Here is a 19,045-nt window from a genome sequence, read left to right as displayed (position 1 = left end):
AACACCAATGTGTCCGTCGGCAAGAATCGCTTATGCGAGCGAGACTAACTCGGCGTAGTCACTCAGCAACTTGTCTAACTCAGTGACACGTATTGGCTTTGCTAAAAATCCGTTCATGCCGGCTTTTTGATATTCGAGCTGATCAGAGTGCATCGCATTTGCCGTCAATGCGACGATGGGTAAATCAAGGTTCTTCTCCCTGAGCTTTCTGGTTGCTTCCATGCCGTCCATAACTGGCATAGAAATGTCCATTAAGATCAAGTCAAACTGTTCGGGCGCGGCACTAATCATATCCAATGCCATTTGCCCATTGTCAGCTACTTGAACCAAATGTCCGCGTTTTTCCAGCATGAGTTTTGCGACCATCTGATTCGTTTTGCTGTCTTCAGCCAACAAAATGGATAATGCCCGACGCGGTACATTTCTTTGCGGTTGCCTTGCTTCTTCTACTTCAGCTGCAGCTGCAATAATGGGTAAGAATACAGAAAAACAGCTACCGTGACCTAAATGACTGACCAGTGAAATCCTGCCTTGCATTTTGCCAACAAGATGACGGCTAATGGCTAAGCCTAACCCAGTACCACCATATTTTCTTGTGATACTGCCGTCAGCCTGAACAAACGGGTTAAAGAGATTTTTCTGAGCCTCTTCAGAGATACCGATTCCGGTATCAATCACTTTCACCTCAATCTCATTGCCTGAGGTCGTGACCACAACATTCACCGAGCCACTGTTGGTAAATTTTATGGCATTACCAATCAGATTAAACATGATCTGAGTTACTCGATTCTTATCACCTTGCGTTTTCGCAGGTACCGTTGCATCAACCCGGATATTCAAATCAATGTTTTTCTTCTGTGCCTGATCTCTCAGCTGTTCAACAACCAGCGTGGCACAATCCGCAACAGACATGGGCTCCATGTACAGGTCAAACTTGCCTGATTCGATACGAGAAAGATCAAGTATGTCGTTAATAATTGTCAGGAGCAGCTGGGCAGACTGCTCCATTTGATTGACCCACTTGAGCTGCTCAACATTGAGCCCAGAATCAGCTAACGTATCCATCAAACCAAGCACGGCATTCAATGGCGTGCGAATTTCATGGCTCATCATTGCCAAAAACTGAGATTTAGCCGCATTTGCAGATTCTGCCTGTTGTCGCGCCTGCTGTAATTCTACTAAACGTTGTTTTTTGCTGGTGATATCTTTTGCCGTTCCCCGGTATCCCCGGAGTTCTCCGTGTTTGCTGAAGTATGGGCTACCGCTGAAGCTAATCCATGCCCCACCCTCGTTACCGGGTAACTGCCATTCCAAGTCTTCAAAATCTTCGTTACTGAGCAGCTTATTACGCAGCTTAGTCTGAAAATCGTTATCGTCCTCAAAAAGGTCTAACAAACTTTTCTTATCAATCACGTGATTAGATAAGTCAGGTGCAGAGATATACGTAAAGCGGTATTCGGTATCTATTTCCCAAAACCAGTCACCAACAGTATTTGCAAAGTCTTTAAATCGCTGCTGATTGTGCAGTAACTCTTGAGTTCGTACTGTCACCAGAGTTTGTAATCTTTCCCGATAGTCAATATCGATAATTGCACGCTCAAGTAACGGGCGAAATCGTGCCAGCACTCTTTTACATGAAGCACCAAACTGGCCGGGTTGAGAATGCAAAAAGAGTAATAACGCGTCACCTGAACTGACTTTCACTCCCGTCATCAGCACTGAACGACAACGTTCGAGCTGATCCTTAGGCAAGTAACGAAATTCAACCACTTGCTGTGGGTCAAACAATGCAATGCTTTCACCATTGATAGCACGTATAAAGGTTTGATTGACTTCCCAGGAACAGGATTCAAAATGTGTACAGGTGGTGACAAGCTCTTCTAAATGTGAGGTTTCATCTTCACGGGTAAGCACTAAGGCATGCTCAAAGCCAATGTATTTACGCAAAACCGCCAGCAGGCTGTTGAATACTTGCCGCTTACTGTTGGCACCAGCCATAGCAGACATGCCAGCCAAAATAGCTGAGTATTCATCTCTGAGCTGTTTTTCCCTTTCCTGGCTTCGGAGTAAAGCAAGCAAGGTTTCCTGTAGCGTTTCTGTTTCTCTGCCTGGCATGCTCATCATTCCCGGTAAAACAAAACGTTAGAAATCATTAAATTACCATGCTCATTTTCACCGCCAAGGAACTGACCTTGTTCGCCAAATGTGAACGGACAGATAAACGGTGCATTGAACATGGCTTGCTGCATTTTTTCTGCAACCATGCCCATTTTTGATTTCACCTGAAGCATACAACCAGCACAATAAATGCTTATCCCGCCAATAGCCTCAATCTGCTGATGGCTATCATGAAGCAATCCATCAGCTGTACGGCCGGTTCGGTTGACCAGATTCTCTTCCGTGCCTGTCATCAGGTAGAGTTTCTCTCCTTCCTTTATAGATGCAAACAATGTGATGCCACCACGCGCAGTAACAGAATTGGGATGAGCAAGCTTAAAATAAGGCAAATCATGCAAGGTGCCAGCAATGCGACCAATAGGATGCAAAGCAGAGAGAGACATAATACTTTGGCCGTACGCTAAAGGTTGCTTGATCCATTCTTCATAGACCTCTTTTGCCGGCCGGTGATCAAGCTCTATGAGTTCCCTTCCCTCAACATTAGTCGCCACTGCGTGTTGATCAGTTTTTGCGTAACCTGAGTGAAAAGAGAAGCTTAAATCACATGATGGATAAAATACACTGACTGCAACCCCTTCAGAAGCGCAATGATCCTGAGTGAATAGTTGCCATTCCCCCAAAACCCCAGCATCTGCAGCGCTCCCGCCAATAATAGGAACAGGTGTACCGAACTCTTGCGAGATGGCCTGTATCACGTCTTCTTCTGCGCCGGGGCTTGCGTGCAACAAAACCAGAGAAGGTAGCTCCCCCGAACGTCCGGCATTTTGAATGGCTTTCAGGAGTGCCTGTTTCGCCATTTGGTGAGGAAGCTGATGCGTTGACACTAAGGCTGAGCCATAAGCGCCATTGAAGTCAAACACCGCCCACAAACCGATCACTTGATCTGGAAAATAACCGGCTTCGGTCAGGATCCCCTGGCATGAGGAGCAACCCACAATTTGCGTATCTGGGAATGCCGCAACAAGTTGCTCTCGGATAACTTGCGCATTGTCATGCCCTGAAAAGTACACCAACAACAGGCTGGGACGGACTAATCTGGCTTTGAGTTGACTGACAGCTTCATCTACTGCGGCGGCTGTTGTTTCTATCGTTGAGTAACTGGTAACAATTTCCATGTCGTGTTCACGGCTAAGTGTGTATCTTCCCCATAATAGACAGTTTCAATTTGAGGATCAGCAGAGTATTGAATATTTGTAAAAAAAACTCTTAAGTCTGTGTGCAATTTACCGTTATTAATATTTAACTATTCGACAAAGCAGATTTGGCTATGACAAAGCAACCAGTAATCATTGTCACAGAAGGAACAACAGAGTTAGGCAAGCGTATCTGCAAAGAGCTTGCCGCGACTCAGTCGATCGTTATGTCACTAAGCAATGACGAAAATGCGGGTTATGATTTGGTGGCTGAGGATCCACGAGTCAGGTTTCGCAACACAGACTGTGGTAAAGAATCAGAAATTGCCACAGTCGCCCGGGAGATTGAATCTCAATTTGGTCGGCTTGATGCACTGGTCATTAACCCACAGGTTTCACGACCCAATGCTGGTATCCCATTCACTGAACTGGATTTATTTGATTGGAACCAGGCTCTCCATCACCAGCTAACAGCAAGCCTGTTTACAGCCCGGCAATGTCTGCCTCTGCTCAAAGCGACAAAAGGGTCCATCGTTCATGTTGTCCCTACCCCTCATGAATCTGCTATTCACAGTGAACTGCTTGCGGTATGCAGCCAAGGCTTGGTGGGATTGACTGAAGCTTTAGCCAATAGTTTATCTCCGGATGTGACTGTCCATGCTGCCCGGTACATCCTTAACCAAGCAAATGCCAAAAAAAATGATATAAATCAATTCAGAGACTTGGCTGCTATGGTACGTTTTTTAGTAAGTCATGAGGCTTCTCATATCAACGGGCAGGTTTTCAACGTTTCGAACCGAGTTTTGGATAAAAAATTGTCTTAAAAGGACAAGATAAGAACCAACACCGTGAATGGTTGAGAGTAAATCTATATCTATTTGTTTTTAATGAACTTTAATTAATTACAAAAGAAAAATAATACTATTTTTCCGCATCCAGTGCATCCATCCAGAGCCAATCGGAACCCAAAGACAATAAACGTTAAAAGCTCATATATTTCAATAGCTTAATTTGAATTCTCTCTGATTAACCTTGATTGAACAAATCATCGCTCCAATTTGGCTCACTTCATCCCCAGTAAATACAAAGTTATCCGCGCTTGGTACTCGGTTCACACTCGATTCCGGGTTAGACTCTCGAAGCATAATCAGCTTCTATTTTGCCTCAACCTCAGTACATTCATCTAACGAGTTCTCACAGCTCACTGGTGTTTCCTCTGTCTTATTATCAGATGTATATGTAATTGTTCTCCATACAAATGCTGCAATCAAAACAGCAAGTAGGAGCAAAATTTGGATCAACCGAGCTTTCGTGAGTTTCTGTGCAGCCATGATTGTATACATTTCCCATGTTACATAGTTCAAATTTTTTGCATAAAAATAGTGAGCCGCGACATGAGCCCACCCTTCACACTGTCAATCATTTCTTATCTCAAGTATTATGCGTGCTGAAAATGCCACTTTTACAACAAAATAGCAATTTCCGTGTCGAATTGTTTATAAAAACAACACAGGATTTGTCTAAGCTTTGGGTGGCATTGCGAAATGAAGTTGTTCGCAAAGAAACAAGAGTGTAGTTGAAATTTTTTAGTGGAAGCATGCAACATGAGCCAAGAAAAGCAGCTTGATCAAAACTACAACTATACGGTCGTTCGGCAATTTACCCTGGCTACCATACTGTGGGGTATTGTTGGAATGAGCGTTGGTGTATTTATTGCCGCTCAGCTGGTTTGGCCGGCACTTAACTTTGACACCCCTTGGTTGACATACAGCCGTCTGCGTCCGCTGCATACTAATGCAGTGATCTTCGCATTCGGTACCAGTGCACTGTTCGCGACATCTTATTATGTCGTTCAGCGCACCTGTCAAACCACGTTGTTTGGTGGCAAGTTAGCGTCGTTCACCTTCTGGGGCTGGCAAGCCGTGATCCTATCCGCAGTGATTACCCTGCCAATGGGATATACAACCAGCAAAGAATACGCTGAACTGGAATGGCCAATCGATATACTGATTGCCGTGGTCTGGGTTTCCTATGCTGTCGTGTTCTTCGGAACAATGATTAAACGAAAAACCTCCCACATTTATGTGGCAAACTGGTTCTTCGGTGCATTCATCCTGACGGTAGCCGTTCTTCACATTGTTAACAGTATGGCGATTCCGGTCTCAATGACCAAATCGTATTCTGTTTACTCTGGTGCAGTCGATGCCATGGTTCAGTGGTGGTACGGACACAACGCTGTAGGTTTCCTTCTTACTGCTGGTTTCCTGGGTATGATGTATTACTTCGTCCCGAAACAAGCCGGCCGTCCTGTTTATTCCTATCGTTTGTCTATCGTGCACTTCTGGGCACTGATCTCTCTGTACATCTGGGCTGGCCCGCACCACCTGCACTACACCGCACTGCCTGACTGGACTCAGTCGCTGGGCATGGTGATGTCTCTGGTACTGTTTGCGCCATCCTGGGGTGGTATGATTAACGGTATCATGACACTCTCTGGCGCTTGGCATAAACTGCGTTATGACCCTATCCTGCGCTTCCTGGTCGTGTCATTGTCATTCTACGGCATGTCGACTTTCGAAGGCCCGATGATGGCGATTAAGACAGTCAACGCCCTGTCCCACTATACCGATTGGACAATCGGCCACGTTCACTCCGGTGCATTAGGCTGGGTTGCCATGGTTTCAATCGGTTCGGTGTATCACCTGATTCCAAAACTGTTCGGTCAAGAGCGTATGTACTCCATCAAACTGGTGAACGTGCATTTCTGGCTGGCCACAATTGGTACGGTTCTGTACATCGTCGCTATGTGGATTTCTGGTGTGATGCAAGGCCTGATGTGGCGTGCGGTGAATACCGACGGTACCCTGACCTACAGCTTTGTTGAAGCTCTGCAAGCGTCTTATCCGTTCTACTTCGTGCGTTTCTGTGGCGGTTTGATCTTCGTAACCGGCATGTTCCTGATGGCTTACAACGCCTACAGAACGATTGCCGCACCGAAAGACAGCTTAAAAGCCATAGAGCAACCAGCATAAGGAGTAAAACTGATGAGCTTTCGTCACGAACTTGTTGAAAAAAATGTTGGTTTGCTGGCCATCCTGATTGTGATTGCAATCAGTTTGGGTGCGCTGGTAGAAATCACGCCATTGATCTATCAGGATCAAACGACTGAGCCAGTCGAAAACCTGCGCCCTTACACTGCCCTGGAAATGGAAGGCCGTGACATTTATATCCGCGAAGGATGTAACGTTTGTCACAGCCAGATGATTCGCCCATTCCGTTCAGAGACTGAACGTTACGGCCATTATTCTGTTGCGGGTGAAAGTGTGTGGGAGCATCCATTCCTGTGGGGCTCTAAGCGTACAGGTCCTGATCTGGCTCGTGTAGGCGGTCGTTATTCCGATGAATGGCACCGTGTTCACTTGCGCGATCCTCGCGATGTCGTACCAGAATCTAATATGCCCGGCTTCCCTTGGCTGGAGCAGAATGTACTGGATGGCGAAATAACCGCTAAGAAACTTGCCTTATTCCGCGATAAGTTCGGTGTACCTTACACTGATGAACAAATCGCGAAAGCAGGTGATGATGTGAAAGGCAAGACTGAAATGGACGCACTTATTGCTTACCTTCAGTCTCTAGGTCACGCGATGAAATAAGGAGGCACCATGGATATCGGAACCATTCATAGTATCTGGACTGTGATTCTGTTCGGTAGCTTTATTGGTATTGTCCTTTGGGCCTACAGTAAACGCCGCAAATCCCAATTCGAAGAGGCTGCTAATCTGGTATTCGCAGACGAGGAGAAGGATGTGGCCACGCGTGAAAAAGACAGGAGCAAATAAGAATGTCGACGTTTTGGAGTGTATGGATCATCGTCATCACGCTTGGCACCCTGGCCGCAGTTGCAGCCGTTCTTGCTTGGTGTAGCAAGGACAAAATGGGTGTAGAAGAAGGTGAGGACATGGGCCACGAATACGATGGTATTCGCGAGATCAATAACCCACTGCCTAAGTGGTGGTCTTATATGTTCTGGGGAACCATCGTTTTTTCTTTGGTATATCTGGCGCTGTATCCAGGCCTGGGCAACTTTAAAGGTATTTTGGGTTGGCAGAGTTCAGATCAGACAGTTCGCACTGTTGCTGAGTCAAAAGCATCAATTGCCAATGCTCAGCAATCGAAAGAGCTGGATCAGTATGCCAAAGAGTTGGGTGATGCAGAACAAGCTTATGGCGAGCTGTTTAAAGCCCTTGCCTATGACGAGTCTGGTAATAACCTTCGTCCAATCGAAGAAATTGCAGCCGACCAGGATGCTCGCCGTGTCGGGCAGCGCTTGTTCCTGCAAAACTGTGCTCAGTGCCACGGCTCTGACGCTCGGGGTCAGCAGGGCTTCCCTAACCTGACCGATAATGATTGGTTGTATGGCGGTGAACCTGAAACCATCAAAACCACCCTGATGCATGGCCGTAAAGGTGCGATGCCTGCATGGATTGACACCCTGGGCGAAGACGGTGTACAAGAAGTCACGAGCTACGCTCTGAGTCTGTCTGGCCGTAAAGTGAATGCCAAAGAGGCTGCTGCGGGTAAACAACGCTTTGTGGTGTGTGCTGCCTGTCATGGTACAGATGGTAAAGGTAACCCTGCATTTGGTGCGCCTGACCTGACGGATAATATCTGGCTGTATGGTGGCTCACGCCGCGCAGTTGTTGATACGATTACTCACGGTCGTCAGGGTGTTATGCCGGCTTGGGATAACATCCTGGGCGAAGAAAAAATTCAGCTGATCTCTGCTTATGTATGGGGCCTGAGCAACAACGAGCAGTAATCCTGATTTCTGTTACGAATCAGTTAATTGTTGACGTTTGCTGACAATTTCACTGAAGCTAAGTCATAGGGCCCCTGCTAAAATCAGGGGCTCTTTTTATAGATACTAAAAGGATTCACAATGCAAAAGCCATGGTATAAGCAGTTTTGGCCCTGGTTCATAATTGCGATTCCAGCCTTATCCATTACATACAGCATGACTGCGCTGTATATTTTCTCTCAGAACAAAGTGGATCTGGTTGCTGAAGACTATTACAAGAAAGGAAAAGGCATTAATCAGGACTTTTCGCGACTGCGTGTCGCCGACGCCCTGAAAATCAAGGCCGATATCCAGGTGATCCAGCAAGATATCACCCTGTCTCTGGATAAAGGTGAATTACCTGATTTTCCAACCCTGCGAGTGCTTTTTACTCACCGCACGTTAGCAGAAAAAGATTTTACCCAAATGATCAGCCCGGACCAAAAAGGCCGCTACCGATTTACAGCCCCAGAGTCGATTGATGGCCCATGGTTTGTCGAAGTCGAGCCATTTCAGGGTGAATGGATGCTCAATGGCCGTCTGAACCTGCCCTCATCCGATCCGATCAAGCTGTATGGACAAAACAAAGGATGACAACCTCTTGCTACCACTGTGGTGATCCTGTCCCACACGAAACCCATTTAACGGTCGATATCCTGGGAGAAGCGCGCAGTATGTGCTGCCCGGGCTGCCACGCTGTGGCAAGCACCATAGTCGACAGTGGTTTGACATCCTATTACGAGTACCGGACGGCAACAGCAGACAAAGCCGATCTGGTTCCTCAGCAACTGCAGTCTCTTGCCCTGTACGACAACAAAGAGATACAGCAAGACTTTGTCAGAACCAGCGACAACACACATGAAGTGACATTGTCACTCGAGGGCGTGTCGTGTGCCGCCTGCGCATGGTTAATTGAAAGACAACTCAAACGCGAAAAAGGCCTGGTTAACATTCGCGTCAATACCGCCACGCACCGTGCGCTGCTCAGCTGGAACCCCGAACAGACGAAACTCAGCACTCTTTTATCCGCCATTCATCGCCTGGGTTACAAAGCGGCCCCTTTTGAGGCGGATAACCAGGAGCAGCATTACCACAATACAATGAAAAGCTACCTGTACCGTTTAGGGATCGCCGGCTTAGCCAGCATGCAAGTGATGATGCTGGCAGTGGCGCTCTACTTTGAGGTATTTGGTGATCTGGATGAAAGCTTCCGCAACTATTTCCGTTGGGTCAGCCTTCTTTTCGCCACGCCTGTGCTTCTCTACTCGGCACTGCCATTTTATCTCAATGCCTGGCGGAACCTGAAAGCACGCACATTAGGCATGGATGTCCCGGTTTCGATTGCGCTTATCTTTGCTTACGTGGCCAGTTTTTATGCCACGGTGACAGAAAAAGGAGAAGTGTTCTTCGAATCCATTTCGATGTTTACCTTCTTTTTGTTAATCGGCCGCTATCTTGAGATGCGGGCGCGGCGTAAAGCAGCTGCAGCCAGTGCCAACCTGCTGAAATTGATTCCGGCGATGGCCAATCTGGCTGATGGTCGCCAGATTGCAGCTAAAAGCCTGAAATCAGGTGACGTTGTCACTGTATTACCCGGAGAAAGCCTGCCTGCCGATGGGATAATTGTCTCTGGAAACAGTGTGATCGACGAATCCATGCTGACCGGCGAGCCGCTGCCCGTTCGAAGAGGTAAAGATGATACTGTGTATGCCGGCACAATTAACGGTGACGGTAACCTGACCGTAAAAGTTACTCAGGATCGCCAGCACTCTCTTATTTCGAACATCATTCGTCTTCAGGATGAAGCTCAGGCAACGAAGCCCAAAATTGCAGAAATTGCTGACGTGGTCGCGCGCTATTTCGTCGCGGTGATCCTTATCATTGCGGCAGGGACCTGGCTTTACTGGCACCAGGTCAAGCCTGAAGATGCCTTATGGATTACCTTAGCAGTATTGGTTGCCACCTGCCCTTGCGCCTTGTCACTGGCGACACCAACTGCGCTGACTTGCGCGACCTCGCGTCTTGGCCGTCTGGGCATTCTGCTCCGGCGCGGGCACGTGCTGGAAACACTCTGTAATGTGAACCAACTGGTGATTGATAAAACCGGCACCTTAACCGAAGGCAATGTCAGAATCGTCCAAACAGTCTGCTTCGACAGTTATGATGAAACAGACGTCCTGAGTATTGCTGCCGAGCTGGAACGCTTTGCAAACCATCCTATCGCCCGGGCTTTCTCTGGTTATCGAAACACAACCTTTTCCTTTGATGAGGTTGAAAACGAAATCGGCTTTGGTCTCAAAGGCATGAGAGAAGGAAATGAATGGCGAATCGGGAAGCAGGCTTTTGCGTTCAACGGAGAAAGCGCCCCATCTCCGGATCAGGACTTCCAGGTTTGGCTGACTTGTAACGGCAACCCCGTCGCCGCTTTTCAGTTAGATGATCCTATCCGGCACGACAGTCAATCCCTGATCAGTGCCTTTCAGGCTGAAGGGATTCAGGTCACCATGCTCACAGGCGATAACTCCGACAATGCCGCTCGCGTGGCAAAAACGCTTGCTGTAGACAAACTGATTAGCGGGGCGACCCCGCAAGGCAAACTCGACTACCTCAACAGCCTTGCCAAAGATCAGGTGGCTCTGATGATTGGTGACGGTGTAAATGATGCGCCAGTACTGGCGGGTGCCCATCTGTCACTTGCAATGGGCGGAGGAACAGATGTTGCGAAATCGTCTGCAGATATGGTTTTACTGGGCGACCATTTAAACCGAGTGCTGGAAGCCAGGCGCCTGGCAATGAAAACCAAGCAGATCATCCGGGAAAATCTGTCATGGGCATTAGGGTATAACCTTGTTATTCTGCCTCTGGCTGTTGCCGGCCTGGTGGCCCCTTATATTGCTGTATTCGGTATGTCAGCCAGCTCCATCATTGTTGTCTCTAATTCACTGAGGTTATTGAAAGAAGATGGCTAGCCTGTATTTACTCATCCCAATTGCGATTATCTTCGTTTGTATTGCTGTTGCCATTTTTATCTGGGCAGTCAAGTCAGAACAGTTTGAAGACCTCGAAAGACAGGGGTACGACATCCTGTTCGATGAGAATGAAGAGAAAAAAAACGAAGACAAGACGGATGATGATCACACAGGCAAGGAAAAACAGTGAGCACAGATTTCTTCGCTGCCTTTGTGATTGGCCTGCTGGGTGCAGGCCATTGTCTGGGGATGTGTGGCGGTATCGCTGCCGCGATCACTTTAGGCATGCCTGGCCAACAGCAAAACCGCCGTTTTCCTTATCTGCTCTGTTATAACACCGGGCGACTGGTTTCTTACGCAGCAGCGGGCGCTGTAATTGGTGGCGCGGTAGCAGGAATGGCAACGTTAAGTGGATTGAGCACAGCGCTCCTTTTCCTGCGTATTTTTGCTGCAGTGATGATGATTCTCCTCGCTTTGTACATAGGCCAATGGTGGCAAGGTGTCACTAAAATTGAAGTGCTCGGCCAATCACTTTGGCGTTTCATCTCACCTTTCGCTAAATCAATGTTACCGCTGAAATCGCCTCTCGCGGCCTTTCCGTTTGGACTGGTATGGGGTTGGTTACCCTGCGGATTAGTTTACTCGATGCTGAGTTGGGCGGCGGTCGCTGGAAATGCTGCTTCTGGTGCCGGTGTTATGCTTGCCTTTGGTCTGGGAACCCTGCCAGCAATGCTGTTAGTTGGCAGCTTTGCAGAAACACTGAAACAATGGCTTTCCAATCAGGTAGTTAAAAAAACCAGTGCTTTGCTATTGCTCGCATACGGGATTCACACAGGTTATGTCGCAATCACACAGTTTTCGTAATGTTTTATACTCGTCATTATGAATAAGAGTGTGATAAAGTGACCCAAGTATCCGAACTTGGTCAGGCCACAGTTTATGAATTCAGATAAAATCGCCACAAAACGTATTCAATCCGGTGGATGCGCTATCCACTGTCAGGATTGCAGTATCAGCCAGCTCTGTATCCCCTTCACGCTTAATGAAAACGAGTTAGATCAGCTCGACAGCATTATTGAACGTAAAAAGCCTATCCATAAGGGACAGGAATTGTTTAAAGCCGGAGACGAGCTGAAAGCGCTGTACGCGATTCGTTCAGGCACAGTGAAAACCTATACCATCACAGAGCAAGGTGATGAGCAGATAACCGCCTTTCATTTAGCAGGCGATTTAGTGGGTTTTGACGCAATCAACGACCATAAGCACCAGAGTTTTGCCCAGTCTCTCGAAACCTCTATGGTCTGTGAGATTCCATTTGAAACACTGGACGATCTTGCCGGTAAAATGCCAAAACTCAGACAGCAAATCATGCGTCTGATGAGCAGTGAAATTAAAAGCGATCAGAATATGATCCTGCTGCTTTCCAAGAAAAATGCCGAGGAACGGCTGGCAGCGTTTCTTTATGATTTGTCATGCCGTTTCTCAGAGCGTGGTTTTTCAGCCCGTGAGTTCCGGTTGACCATGACCCGTGGCGATATTGGTAACTACCTGGGACTGACTGTTGAAACCATCAGCCGTCTGTTGGGACGTTTCCAGAAATCTGAAATCATTGGTGTGCAGGGCAAGTACATTACGGTTTTAAATCGTGAACAGTTGGCAGAACTTGCTGGCGCAAATCATTGCAAATAATCGCCTCAAAGTTGATGGGCTTGATGCCCATCAACTTTTACTCGAATTCCTCGTCAAAGTCCTCCATTTCCTCGCAGCAATCCTTTACAGTGAATATACTAATCTGAATACAAACAGTTTTTCAGACCAGGTCAATTGCGATTCCGTTGAGACAGGGGGCAGTTATGAACTCATACAAAAACATCCTCGTAGTGGCTGATCCACTGCAAGACAACCAACCGGCTTTGTCACGCGCAGTACACCTCGCGGAAAAGAGTGAGAATGTTCACATCACTGTATTCCTTGCCATTTACGATTTTTCTTACGAAATGACATCCATGCTCTCGTCGGATGAACGACAGGCCATGCGGCGTGGGGTGATCCAACAGCGCGAAGAATGGTTAAAAGACATTATCCGCCCTCATGTCAGCGCCGGTGTTGATATCGATATCCTTGTTGTCTGGCACAATCGCCCCTATGAAGCGGTTATCGCCGAGGTATACAGCCATCATCACGATCTCCTGATAAAAGCCACCCATAAACACGACAAAATTGGCTCTGTTATTTTTACTCCGACCGACTGGCATTTATTACGTAAATGTCCATGCCCTGTGCTTTTGGTGAAAGAACACAGCTGGCCTGAAAACGGTAAAGTACTGGCTTGTGTCAACTTAGCGGCAGAGAGTGATACGCACGAAGCGCTGAACGATAAAATCATCAGTGAAGCGAAGAACATGGCAGAAGTACTGGTTGCCGAAGTCAATCTGGTCAATGCCTACCCTGCCACCCCGGTTAACATCACGATTGAGTTACCAGAATTTGATCCTGCAACCTACACTGATGCGGTACGTGGCCACCATCTGACTTCCATGAAAGCGCTCAGACAAAAACACGGTATTGATGCAGAAAAAACCCATGTTGTCGAAGGGTTGCCTGAAGACGTCATTCCAAAAGTCGCAGAAGAATTAGATGCTGAACTCGTGATACTCGGTACCACAGGCCGGACCGGTCTTTCTGCTGTCTTTATCGGCAATACTGCAGAGCACACCATCGACAGCCTTAACTGCGACTTACTGGCCCTTAAGCCCGATGGTTACATCAGCCCTCTGGATCCAAACCAATAACTAAGTCCTTCAAAGCACGCCTTCAGCCCGCAGGCGTGCTTTCCAACGCTGTTCACCATGCAATCAGTTATTTGCCAGCTTAATTATCAATTAAGATGAAAATCACGCTGGCATCCGACGCTGGAATCCGTATCATACCCGCCATGAAATTTACCGTGAGCACAGGAAGTAAACCCAGTTCGCGGTAACCTTTATCGATGATAATTCAAGACAGTTTTATCCTCGTGCTCAGTGAAATTACCGTCGGTGAACAGAATGATTGAATCGACGTAAAGAGAGATGCAATGACTCAGAATCAAGAGCTTACAAAGGCACAGAAGTACAACTTCGACAAGCTGCAAAAGAAACTGCGCCGCAATACGGGCCAGGCAATTGCTGACTTTAATATGATCGAAGATGGTGATCGCATTATGGTTTGCCTGTCTGGTGGTAAAGACAGCTATACCATGCTGGAAATGTTGAGCAGCCTGCAGCGCAGTGCCCCTGTCAGCTTTGAACTGATTGCAGTTAACCTTGATCAGAAGCAGCCCGGTTTCCCTGAACATATCTTGCCTGAATACCTTGAATCGCTTGGTGTTCCGTACAAGATTGTGAATGAAGATACTTATTCAATCGTCAAAGAGAAAGTGCCGGAAGGTAAAACGACATGCTCTCTTTGCTCCCGTCTGCGTCGTGGTATTTTGTACCGTACCGCAAAAGAGCTGGGCGCGACCAAGATTGCGCTGGGGCACCACCGTGATGACATGCTGGAAACGCTTTTCCTGAACATGTTCTACGGCGGAAAAATGAAAGGCATGCCACCTAAGCTTGTCTCAGATAACGGTGAGCACGTCGTGATTCGCCCGCTTGCCTATTGCCGTGAAAAAGACATCGAACGTTACACTGAAATGAAAGCGTTCCCGATCATCCCATGTAATCTGTGTGGCTCGCAGCCAAACCTTCAGCGTCAGGTGATCAAAGAAATGCTGCGCGACTGGGATAAACGGTATCCGGGCCGCATTGAAACAATGTTTACTGCGATGCAAAACGTCGTACCGTCTCACCTGGCTGATTTTAGCCTGTTTGATTTCAAATCAATCGACAAAGATTCAGGTGCGATTAACGGCGGTGATATCGCTTTTGATAAAGAAGACTTGCCAAGCTCACCTGTCTCTGGCGACGGCACGAGTGAATTTGATCCGGGAGAAAAGCTGGATATCTTGCAGGTTAACTAATATTGACACCTTTCAAAGCCGCAAACATTGCGGCTTTTTTCATCCCTTCAATATCTTCGCTGAGAGAAATACCTATCAGACATATTGCACATCTTACTCACCAAGAAAAACCAAACCAGTCAAAAACACTAAAAACAACGCCAAAACCATCACATCACATAAAGATTTATTAACAAAAAACCAAAAAATTTGCTAAGAACAGTCTGGTATATGGCAGTTTTATCCGTATCATACTATAGAAACTTATGCGTTCAGGTACTCGCAGGAATACGTACCGCGATTCGACTCAGTTATCTGTTGCGCAAAATGGATTCTCGCTCATAACCCGCAATTCCAATGAATGATTTCTATCGGTTAACGAGCAGCTTCATTTTGAGTGACATCTCCATCCTCTGACATTGTATAAGCGAACCTGAAGCTGAGTGAGGTCCAATTAAGTCTGTAGTCGTTCTGCACGCTACTAAGTCAATATAAAGGATTAAAAATGACTTACTATCAGAAACTGGAGCAACACGCTAAAAAGCTCTCCAAAATTTCACACTTATCCGCTATCTGCAGCTGGGATCAAGCTGCCAAAATGCCAGAAGGCGGAAATGCAGCCCGCTCTGAAGCCATGGCTGAGCTTGCGCTGATTCATCACGAACTGGCAACGGCACCTTCCCTGGCTGAATGGTTTGCAAAAGCCGAAGCCGAACCCTTGTCTAAAGAACAAAAAATCAGTCTGCAAGAAATGAAGCGAGTCTGGCAGATTGACAATATCCTGCCGGCTGATCTGGTGGAGAAAAAATCACTCGCCGGTTCAAAGTGTGAACACGCCTGGCGAACACAACGAAAAGAAAATAATTGGCATGAGTTCAGCCAGAACCTCGAAACCGTTGTTCAGCTCGCAAGAGAAGAAGCGCAAATTCGGGCTGAAGCAACAGGGTTAAGCCGTTATGACGCGATGTTGGACCTGTATGAACCCGGCATGACCTGTGAAAAAATTGATGCCATTTTTGCTCAGGTGAAGACATGGCTGCCTTCGTTAATTCAGCAGGTCAGAGTAAAACAAGCCAGTGATCAGGTGATGACCCCTAAAGGTCCTTTCCCGATAGCCCAACAGAAAGCATTGAGTCTGGATATTATGGGTAAGTTGGGCTTCGATTTCAGACATGGTCGGCTAGACGTAAGCACACACCCGTTTTGTGGTGGTGTTCCGACGGATGTTCGTATTACCACCCGGTATGATGAAGAGGACTTTACCAGTGCTCTGATGGGGGTTATCCACGAAACTGGCCATGCCCGTTACGAGCAAGGACTTCCTGAACAGTGGCATAGTTTGCCTGTAGGTCAGGCAAGATCAATGGGTATTCATGAATCGCAAAGCCTGTTTTTTGAAATGCAGTTGTCGCGCAGTAAGCCTTTTATTGAAATCCTCGCGCCGTTAGCCCGTGAAGCCTTTGACCGCAATAACGACAATGCCCTGAGCACTGAGAACTTGTCTTTGTTCAGTACCCGGGTAGAGCCTGGTTACATCCGAGTCGATGCCGATGAAGTGACTTATCCAGCGCACATCATTTTACGTTACGAAATTGAACGCGATTTGATTGAAGGCAACATCGAAGTAGCAGATATCCCTGAATTGTGGGACAAGAAGATGACCGAATATCTGGGGTTATCGACCAAAGGAAACTTTACTGACGGCTGTATGCAGGATATTCACTGGACAGACGGCAGCTTCGGCTATTTCCCGTCTTATACTCTGGGTGCTATGTATGCGGCTCAGTTCATGGCGGCCATACGTCGTGAAATGAATGTGGAAAACCTGATTCGTGAACGGAACCTGCAGCCTATCTTCAACTGGTTAGACAGGCATATCTGGAAAAAAGCCAGCTTCCTTTCTACCGAAAACCTGCTGAAAGAAGCAACCGGCGAGACACTGAATCCAGATCATTTCAAAACACACCTTGAAAGCCGCTATCTTGAAAACTAAAGCGACTCAATTGTAATAAAGGGCCATTTGGCCCTTTTTTATACCATACTGATTTCCAGTACAGTATTGATAGCACTGCCATTCCATTTGTAAACGTAATGGCTGGACTGACATACCTTACTGACCAAATTGGGTTTATACAACGCAAAGCATTCATGATCCTGATGGCGGACTGAATGATACAAGACACCGTCTTGTTTCCCTTCCTTCAACATGATCGCCTCAGCCTGAGAATGCGCGTAATTTGTGGGATGATAAAGTGCAGAATCCAGGTGTGTCTTCTCCGTAAAGTCCACCAAAGCGGCAGTAAACCAAGCCTGAATACTTCTCATCTGAATATCCTGTGGCGGCTCTTGGGTATAGCCCAGTATCCGCTCCATGTGATAGCTCGTTTCCTTGATCGCAGTATTGATATCCCTTGTCGCATAATAGGCCCCGAAGTCTGCCGTATTAAAGCGCCCCCCATCCGGGTTTACATGCGTGAATGCAGCCATCACATAGCTGCAATGAGGAATACCAACCAGCCTTTCCTCAACCGGTACACGAGCAAACGACCCGGTTTCTTCAGCCAGACGAGGGTTGGTCAGGGCTTCAACAGCAAAGACAGCTTCCAACTGATCAGGCTCTGCGACATCTTCATACAAATTGATGGGCGGATACTTCGAGGGAATTAAGCGATAGCAAGGCTGATCCCTGAAGTGCTTGAGAGTGTATTCATTCGGCATGTCAGGAGCGTCCCCCGCGCCAGGCGTTCAGACGTGTAGCGACTTCATACAAATCGGCAACCTTCCCCTGGCCCATCACCTCCATCGCACTTCGCCCGGCAAAAAACGGGTGTGAATTCGGCTTTTGCACCCACTGGTACACGCTGTCTTCATGAGTAAATAAAATACGCAAGCATTTATGGATATTCAGGATGTAGCTCATCCGCTCCAGCAAGTCTTTGGACACCTTGGCTGATTCAGGGCTGGAGCGATACTTGTTCAGTGTTGAGCGGCTTGATAACCCAAGCAGCGCCATCTGCTGATTCTGGCTGCAATGCCACTTATCCAGAATATTAAACACAACCGGCAGTACCTGATTACCTGCTTGTTCAAGGGGCTGATTCGCCGCCACGGTATGCGTATTCATGATCACCGTCTCATCTTGTTCATTTATGGACTTAGTTTAGCATCAAGTCTATAAATGAACAAAAGTGACAAGCCGGAGATCGCAAACAAGTGTTCGATGGAAGAGAAAGCAGGACTGAGCAACACAGCGTTCAGCCCTGAATTGAAGCGCCGCTAGTTTGAGGTGGATTCCAGCCAGGGCGTAATACGAATCGCAGGAGATGGTAATGTCAACACAGTATTTTCAGGGAGTTGCTTCACGTCCACAATCGCTTTCCCCTTCTCGATCGGGATGATGGTATCGTTAGAAACCGTGATCACACCTGTCTGTTCAGTAGCGAAGTGCATTACGACACCGCTGACTTCCGGCATAAACCAGGATGAAAACATCCCTCCCAAATCATTTAAGAGTATGTCCATTTGTGGCAGCAGGCTCTCCAGATCCGCTTTCCTGATAGTTTTCCCGAAGGATGAATTTGCAATAACCTGCATCGATACATCACAAGTGATGTCATCATCAATCACAAAAGTGACATCCGGGTTCGCCTGCCGCAAATGATTATCTAGCGGTATGGTCAGCGCATTATCGGTCGGAATCACAAGCTCTTCGTAATGTTCCTCTTTCTGCATCCAGCCTTTATGAACCGTACAGGTTTCGCCGGTTTGCTGATTGATCAGATACAAGGCAATACTGACATCCGGGTGAGACTCTGCAATATTGTGCTTCAATTTGCTGAAAAGGTTGCTGTAACGCATCTCAATATTCTGCGCCCAGACATGGCCGGAAATCGCGAGCAGACAGAAACTCAGAAGAAGGGATTTGATAAAAGAAGTGCTCATC

18 protein-coding genes are annotated in these 19,045 nt (G+C 47.3%); 13 read left to right on the top strand and 5 right to left on the bottom strand.

The annotated features are described in order from the left end of the window. Window positions 1-30: 30 nt before the first annotated feature. Window positions 31-2,115, bottom strand: coding sequence for an ATP-binding protein (locus LN341_RS07780; RefSeq protein WP_234204705.1), 2,085 nt, complete (start codon window positions 2,113-2,115; stop codon window positions 31-33). A gap of 5 nt (window positions 2,116-2,120) precedes the next feature. Continuing rightward, a complete protein-coding gene (locus tag LN341_RS07775) occupies window positions 2,121-3,293 on the bottom strand; it encodes an FIST signal transduction protein (RefSeq protein ID WP_234204704.1) in 1,173 nt (390 codons plus the stop codon). A 152-nt stretch (window positions 3,294-3,445) separates the two neighbouring features. Here LN341_RS07775 and LN341_RS07770 point away from each other — a divergent pair, with 152 nt between their 5' ends. From LN341_RS07770 to LN341_RS07710, 13 genes are all read left to right on the top strand, one after another. Then, on the top strand, window positions 3,446-4,135 hold the full coding sequence (locus LN341_RS07770) for an SDR family oxidoreductase (protein WP_046221915.1): 690 nt from the start codon (window positions 3,446-3,448) through the stop codon (window positions 4,133-4,135). Between the two features lie 780 nt (window positions 4,136-4,915). After that, on the top strand, window positions 4,916-6,343 hold the full coding sequence (gene ccoN, locus LN341_RS07765; RefSeq protein WP_046221916.1) for a cytochrome-c oxidase, cbb3-type subunit I: 1,428 nt from the start codon (window positions 4,916-4,918) through the stop codon (window positions 6,341-6,343). A gap of 12 nt (window positions 6,344-6,355) precedes the next feature. Continuing rightward, window positions 6,356-6,964, top strand: a complete 609-nt coding sequence (ccoO, locus tag LN341_RS07760; RefSeq protein ID WP_046221917.1) for a cytochrome-c oxidase, cbb3-type subunit II — start codon at window positions 6,356-6,358, stop codon at window positions 6,962-6,964. A 9-nt stretch (window positions 6,965-6,973) separates the two neighbouring features. Next, complete coding sequence (locus LN341_RS07755; RefSeq protein WP_046221918.1) at window positions 6,974-7,150, top strand: CcoQ/FixQ family Cbb3-type cytochrome c oxidase assembly chaperone; 177 nt, start codon at window positions 6,974-6,976, stop codon at window positions 7,148-7,150. 2 nt (window positions 7,151-7,152) lie between these two features. After that, window positions 7,153-8,130: a cytochrome-c oxidase, cbb3-type subunit III gene (gene ccoP / locus LN341_RS07750; protein ID WP_234204702.1), complete on the top strand. Its 978-nt coding sequence runs from the start codon at window positions 7,153-7,155 to the stop codon at window positions 8,128-8,130. Between the two features lie 120 nt (window positions 8,131-8,250). Further along, a complete protein-coding gene (locus LN341_RS07745; protein WP_234204692.1) occupies window positions 8,251-8,742 on the top strand; it encodes a FixH family protein in 492 nt (163 codons plus the stop codon). Further along, the gene (locus LN341_RS07740) at window positions 8,739-11,117 is read left to right on the top strand and encodes a heavy metal translocating P-type ATPase (protein WP_234204690.1); all 2,379 of its coding nucleotides are present in this window, start codon (window positions 8,739-8,741) and stop codon (window positions 11,115-11,117) included. Before LN341_RS07745 ends, LN341_RS07740 begins: the two co-directional genes overlap by 4 nt. Next, window positions 11,110-11,307, top strand: coding sequence for a cbb3-type cytochrome oxidase assembly protein CcoS (ccoS, locus tag LN341_RS07735; RefSeq protein WP_234204688.1), 198 nt, complete (start codon window positions 11,110-11,112; stop codon window positions 11,305-11,307). The genes LN341_RS07740 and ccoS overlap by 8 nt, the downstream gene beginning before the upstream one ends. Beyond that, the gene (locus tag LN341_RS07730) at window positions 11,304-11,981 is read left to right on the top strand and encodes a sulfite exporter TauE/SafE family protein (protein WP_234204686.1); all 678 of its coding nucleotides are present in this window, start codon (window positions 11,304-11,306) and stop codon (window positions 11,979-11,981) included. The genes ccoS and LN341_RS07730 overlap by 4 nt, the downstream gene beginning before the upstream one ends. Window positions 11,982-12,056: 75 nt before the next feature. After that, window positions 12,057-12,806 carry an FNR family transcription factor gene (locus LN341_RS07725; protein WP_046221924.1) on the top strand — a complete coding sequence of 250 codons (750 nt, stop codon included), beginning with the start codon at window positions 12,057-12,059 and terminating at the stop codon, window positions 12,804-12,806. A 164-nt stretch (window positions 12,807-12,970) separates the two neighbouring features. After that, window positions 12,971-13,909, top strand: a complete 939-nt coding sequence (gene uspE / locus LN341_RS07720) for a universal stress protein UspE (protein ID WP_046221925.1) — start codon at window positions 12,971-12,973, stop codon at window positions 13,907-13,909. A gap of 284 nt (window positions 13,910-14,193) precedes the next feature. Continuing rightward, window positions 14,194-15,123: a tRNA 2-thiocytidine(32) synthetase TtcA gene (ttcA, locus tag LN341_RS07715; protein ID WP_046221926.1), complete on the top strand. Its 930-nt coding sequence runs from the start codon at window positions 14,194-14,196 to the stop codon at window positions 15,121-15,123. 484 nt (window positions 15,124-15,607) lie between these two features. Beyond that, window positions 15,608-17,095, top strand: coding sequence for a carboxypeptidase M32 (locus LN341_RS07710; RefSeq protein WP_234204683.1), 1,488 nt, complete (start codon window positions 15,608-15,610; stop codon window positions 17,093-17,095). Window positions 17,096-17,133: 38 nt separating this feature from the next. Here LN341_RS07710 and LN341_RS07705 read toward each other — a convergent pair whose 3' ends face one another. From LN341_RS07705 to LN341_RS07695, 3 genes are all read right to left on the bottom strand, one after another. Then, entirely contained in the window at window positions 17,134-17,820 is a 687-nt protein-coding gene (locus LN341_RS07705) for an RES family NAD+ phosphorylase (RefSeq protein ID WP_234204681.1), read from the bottom strand. Between the two features lies 1 nt (window position 17,821). Then, on the bottom strand, window positions 17,822-18,226 hold the full coding sequence (locus tag LN341_RS07700) for an MbcA/ParS/Xre antitoxin family protein (RefSeq protein WP_046221929.1): 405 nt from the start codon (window positions 18,224-18,226) through the stop codon (window positions 17,822-17,824). 152 nt (window positions 18,227-18,378) lie between these two features. Beyond that, complete coding sequence (locus LN341_RS07695; RefSeq protein WP_234204680.1) at window positions 18,379-19,044, bottom strand: DUF2987 domain-containing protein; 666 nt, start codon at window positions 19,042-19,044, stop codon at window positions 18,379-18,381. Between the last annotated feature and the right edge of the window lies 1 nt (window position 19,045).

The sequence above is a fragment of the Photobacterium sp. TLY01 genome (assembly GCF_021432065.1).
In the GTDB taxonomy this organism is placed as follows: Bacteria; Pseudomonadota; Gammaproteobacteria; order Enterobacterales; family Vibrionaceae; genus Photobacterium; species Photobacterium halotolerans_A.
This window is presented reverse-complemented; position numbering and strand designations above follow the sequence as displayed.

Coding starts and splice junctions, on each gene's coding strand:
- ccoP (WP_234204702.1), top strand. CDS start 7,153: ATGTCGACGTTTTGGAGTGTATGGATCATCGTCATCACGCTTGGCACC.
- LN341_RS07700 (WP_046221929.1), bottom strand. CDS start 18,226: ATGAATACGCATACCGTGGCGGCGAATCAGCCCCTTGAACAAGCAGGT.
- ccoS (WP_234204688.1), top strand. CDS start 11,110: ATGGCTAGCCTGTATTTACTCATCCCAATTGCGATTATCTTCGTTTGT.
- LN341_RS07725 (WP_046221924.1), top strand. CDS start 12,057: ATGAATTCAGATAAAATCGCCACAAAACGTATTCAATCCGGTGGATGC.
- LN341_RS07780 (WP_234204705.1), bottom strand. CDS start 2,115: ATGCCAGGCAGAGAAACAGAAACGCTACAGGAAACCTTGCTTGCTTTA.
- ccoN (WP_046221916.1), top strand. CDS start 4,916: ATGAGCCAAGAAAAGCAGCTTGATCAAAACTACAACTATACGGTCGTT.
- LN341_RS07710 (WP_234204683.1), top strand. CDS start 15,608: ATGACTTACTATCAGAAACTGGAGCAACACGCTAAAAAGCTCTCCAAA.
- LN341_RS07695 (WP_234204680.1), bottom strand. CDS start 19,044: ATGAGCACTTCTTTTATCAAATCCCTTCTTCTGAGTTTCTGTCTGCTC.
- LN341_RS07740 (WP_234204690.1), top strand. CDS start 8,739: ATGACAACCTCTTGCTACCACTGTGGTGATCCTGTCCCACACGAAACC.
- ttcA (WP_046221926.1), top strand. CDS start 14,194: ATGACTCAGAATCAAGAGCTTACAAAGGCACAGAAGTACAACTTCGAC.
- LN341_RS07755 (WP_046221918.1), top strand. CDS start 6,974: ATGGATATCGGAACCATTCATAGTATCTGGACTGTGATTCTGTTCGGT.
- ccoO (WP_046221917.1), top strand. CDS start 6,356: ATGAGCTTTCGTCACGAACTTGTTGAAAAAAATGTTGGTTTGCTGGCC.
- LN341_RS07770 (WP_046221915.1), top strand. CDS start 3,446: ATGACAAAGCAACCAGTAATCATTGTCACAGAAGGAACAACAGAGTTA.
- uspE (WP_046221925.1), top strand. CDS start 12,971: ATGAACTCATACAAAAACATCCTCGTAGTGGCTGATCCACTGCAAGAC.
- LN341_RS07775 (WP_234204704.1), bottom strand. CDS start 3,293: ATGGAAATTGTTACCAGTTACTCAACGATAGAAACAACAGCCGCCGCA.
- LN341_RS07745 (WP_234204692.1), top strand. CDS start 8,251: ATGCAAAAGCCATGGTATAAGCAGTTTTGGCCCTGGTTCATAATTGCG.
- LN341_RS07705 (WP_234204681.1), bottom strand. CDS start 17,820: ATGCCGAATGAATACACTCTCAAGCACTTCAGGGATCAGCCTTGCTAT.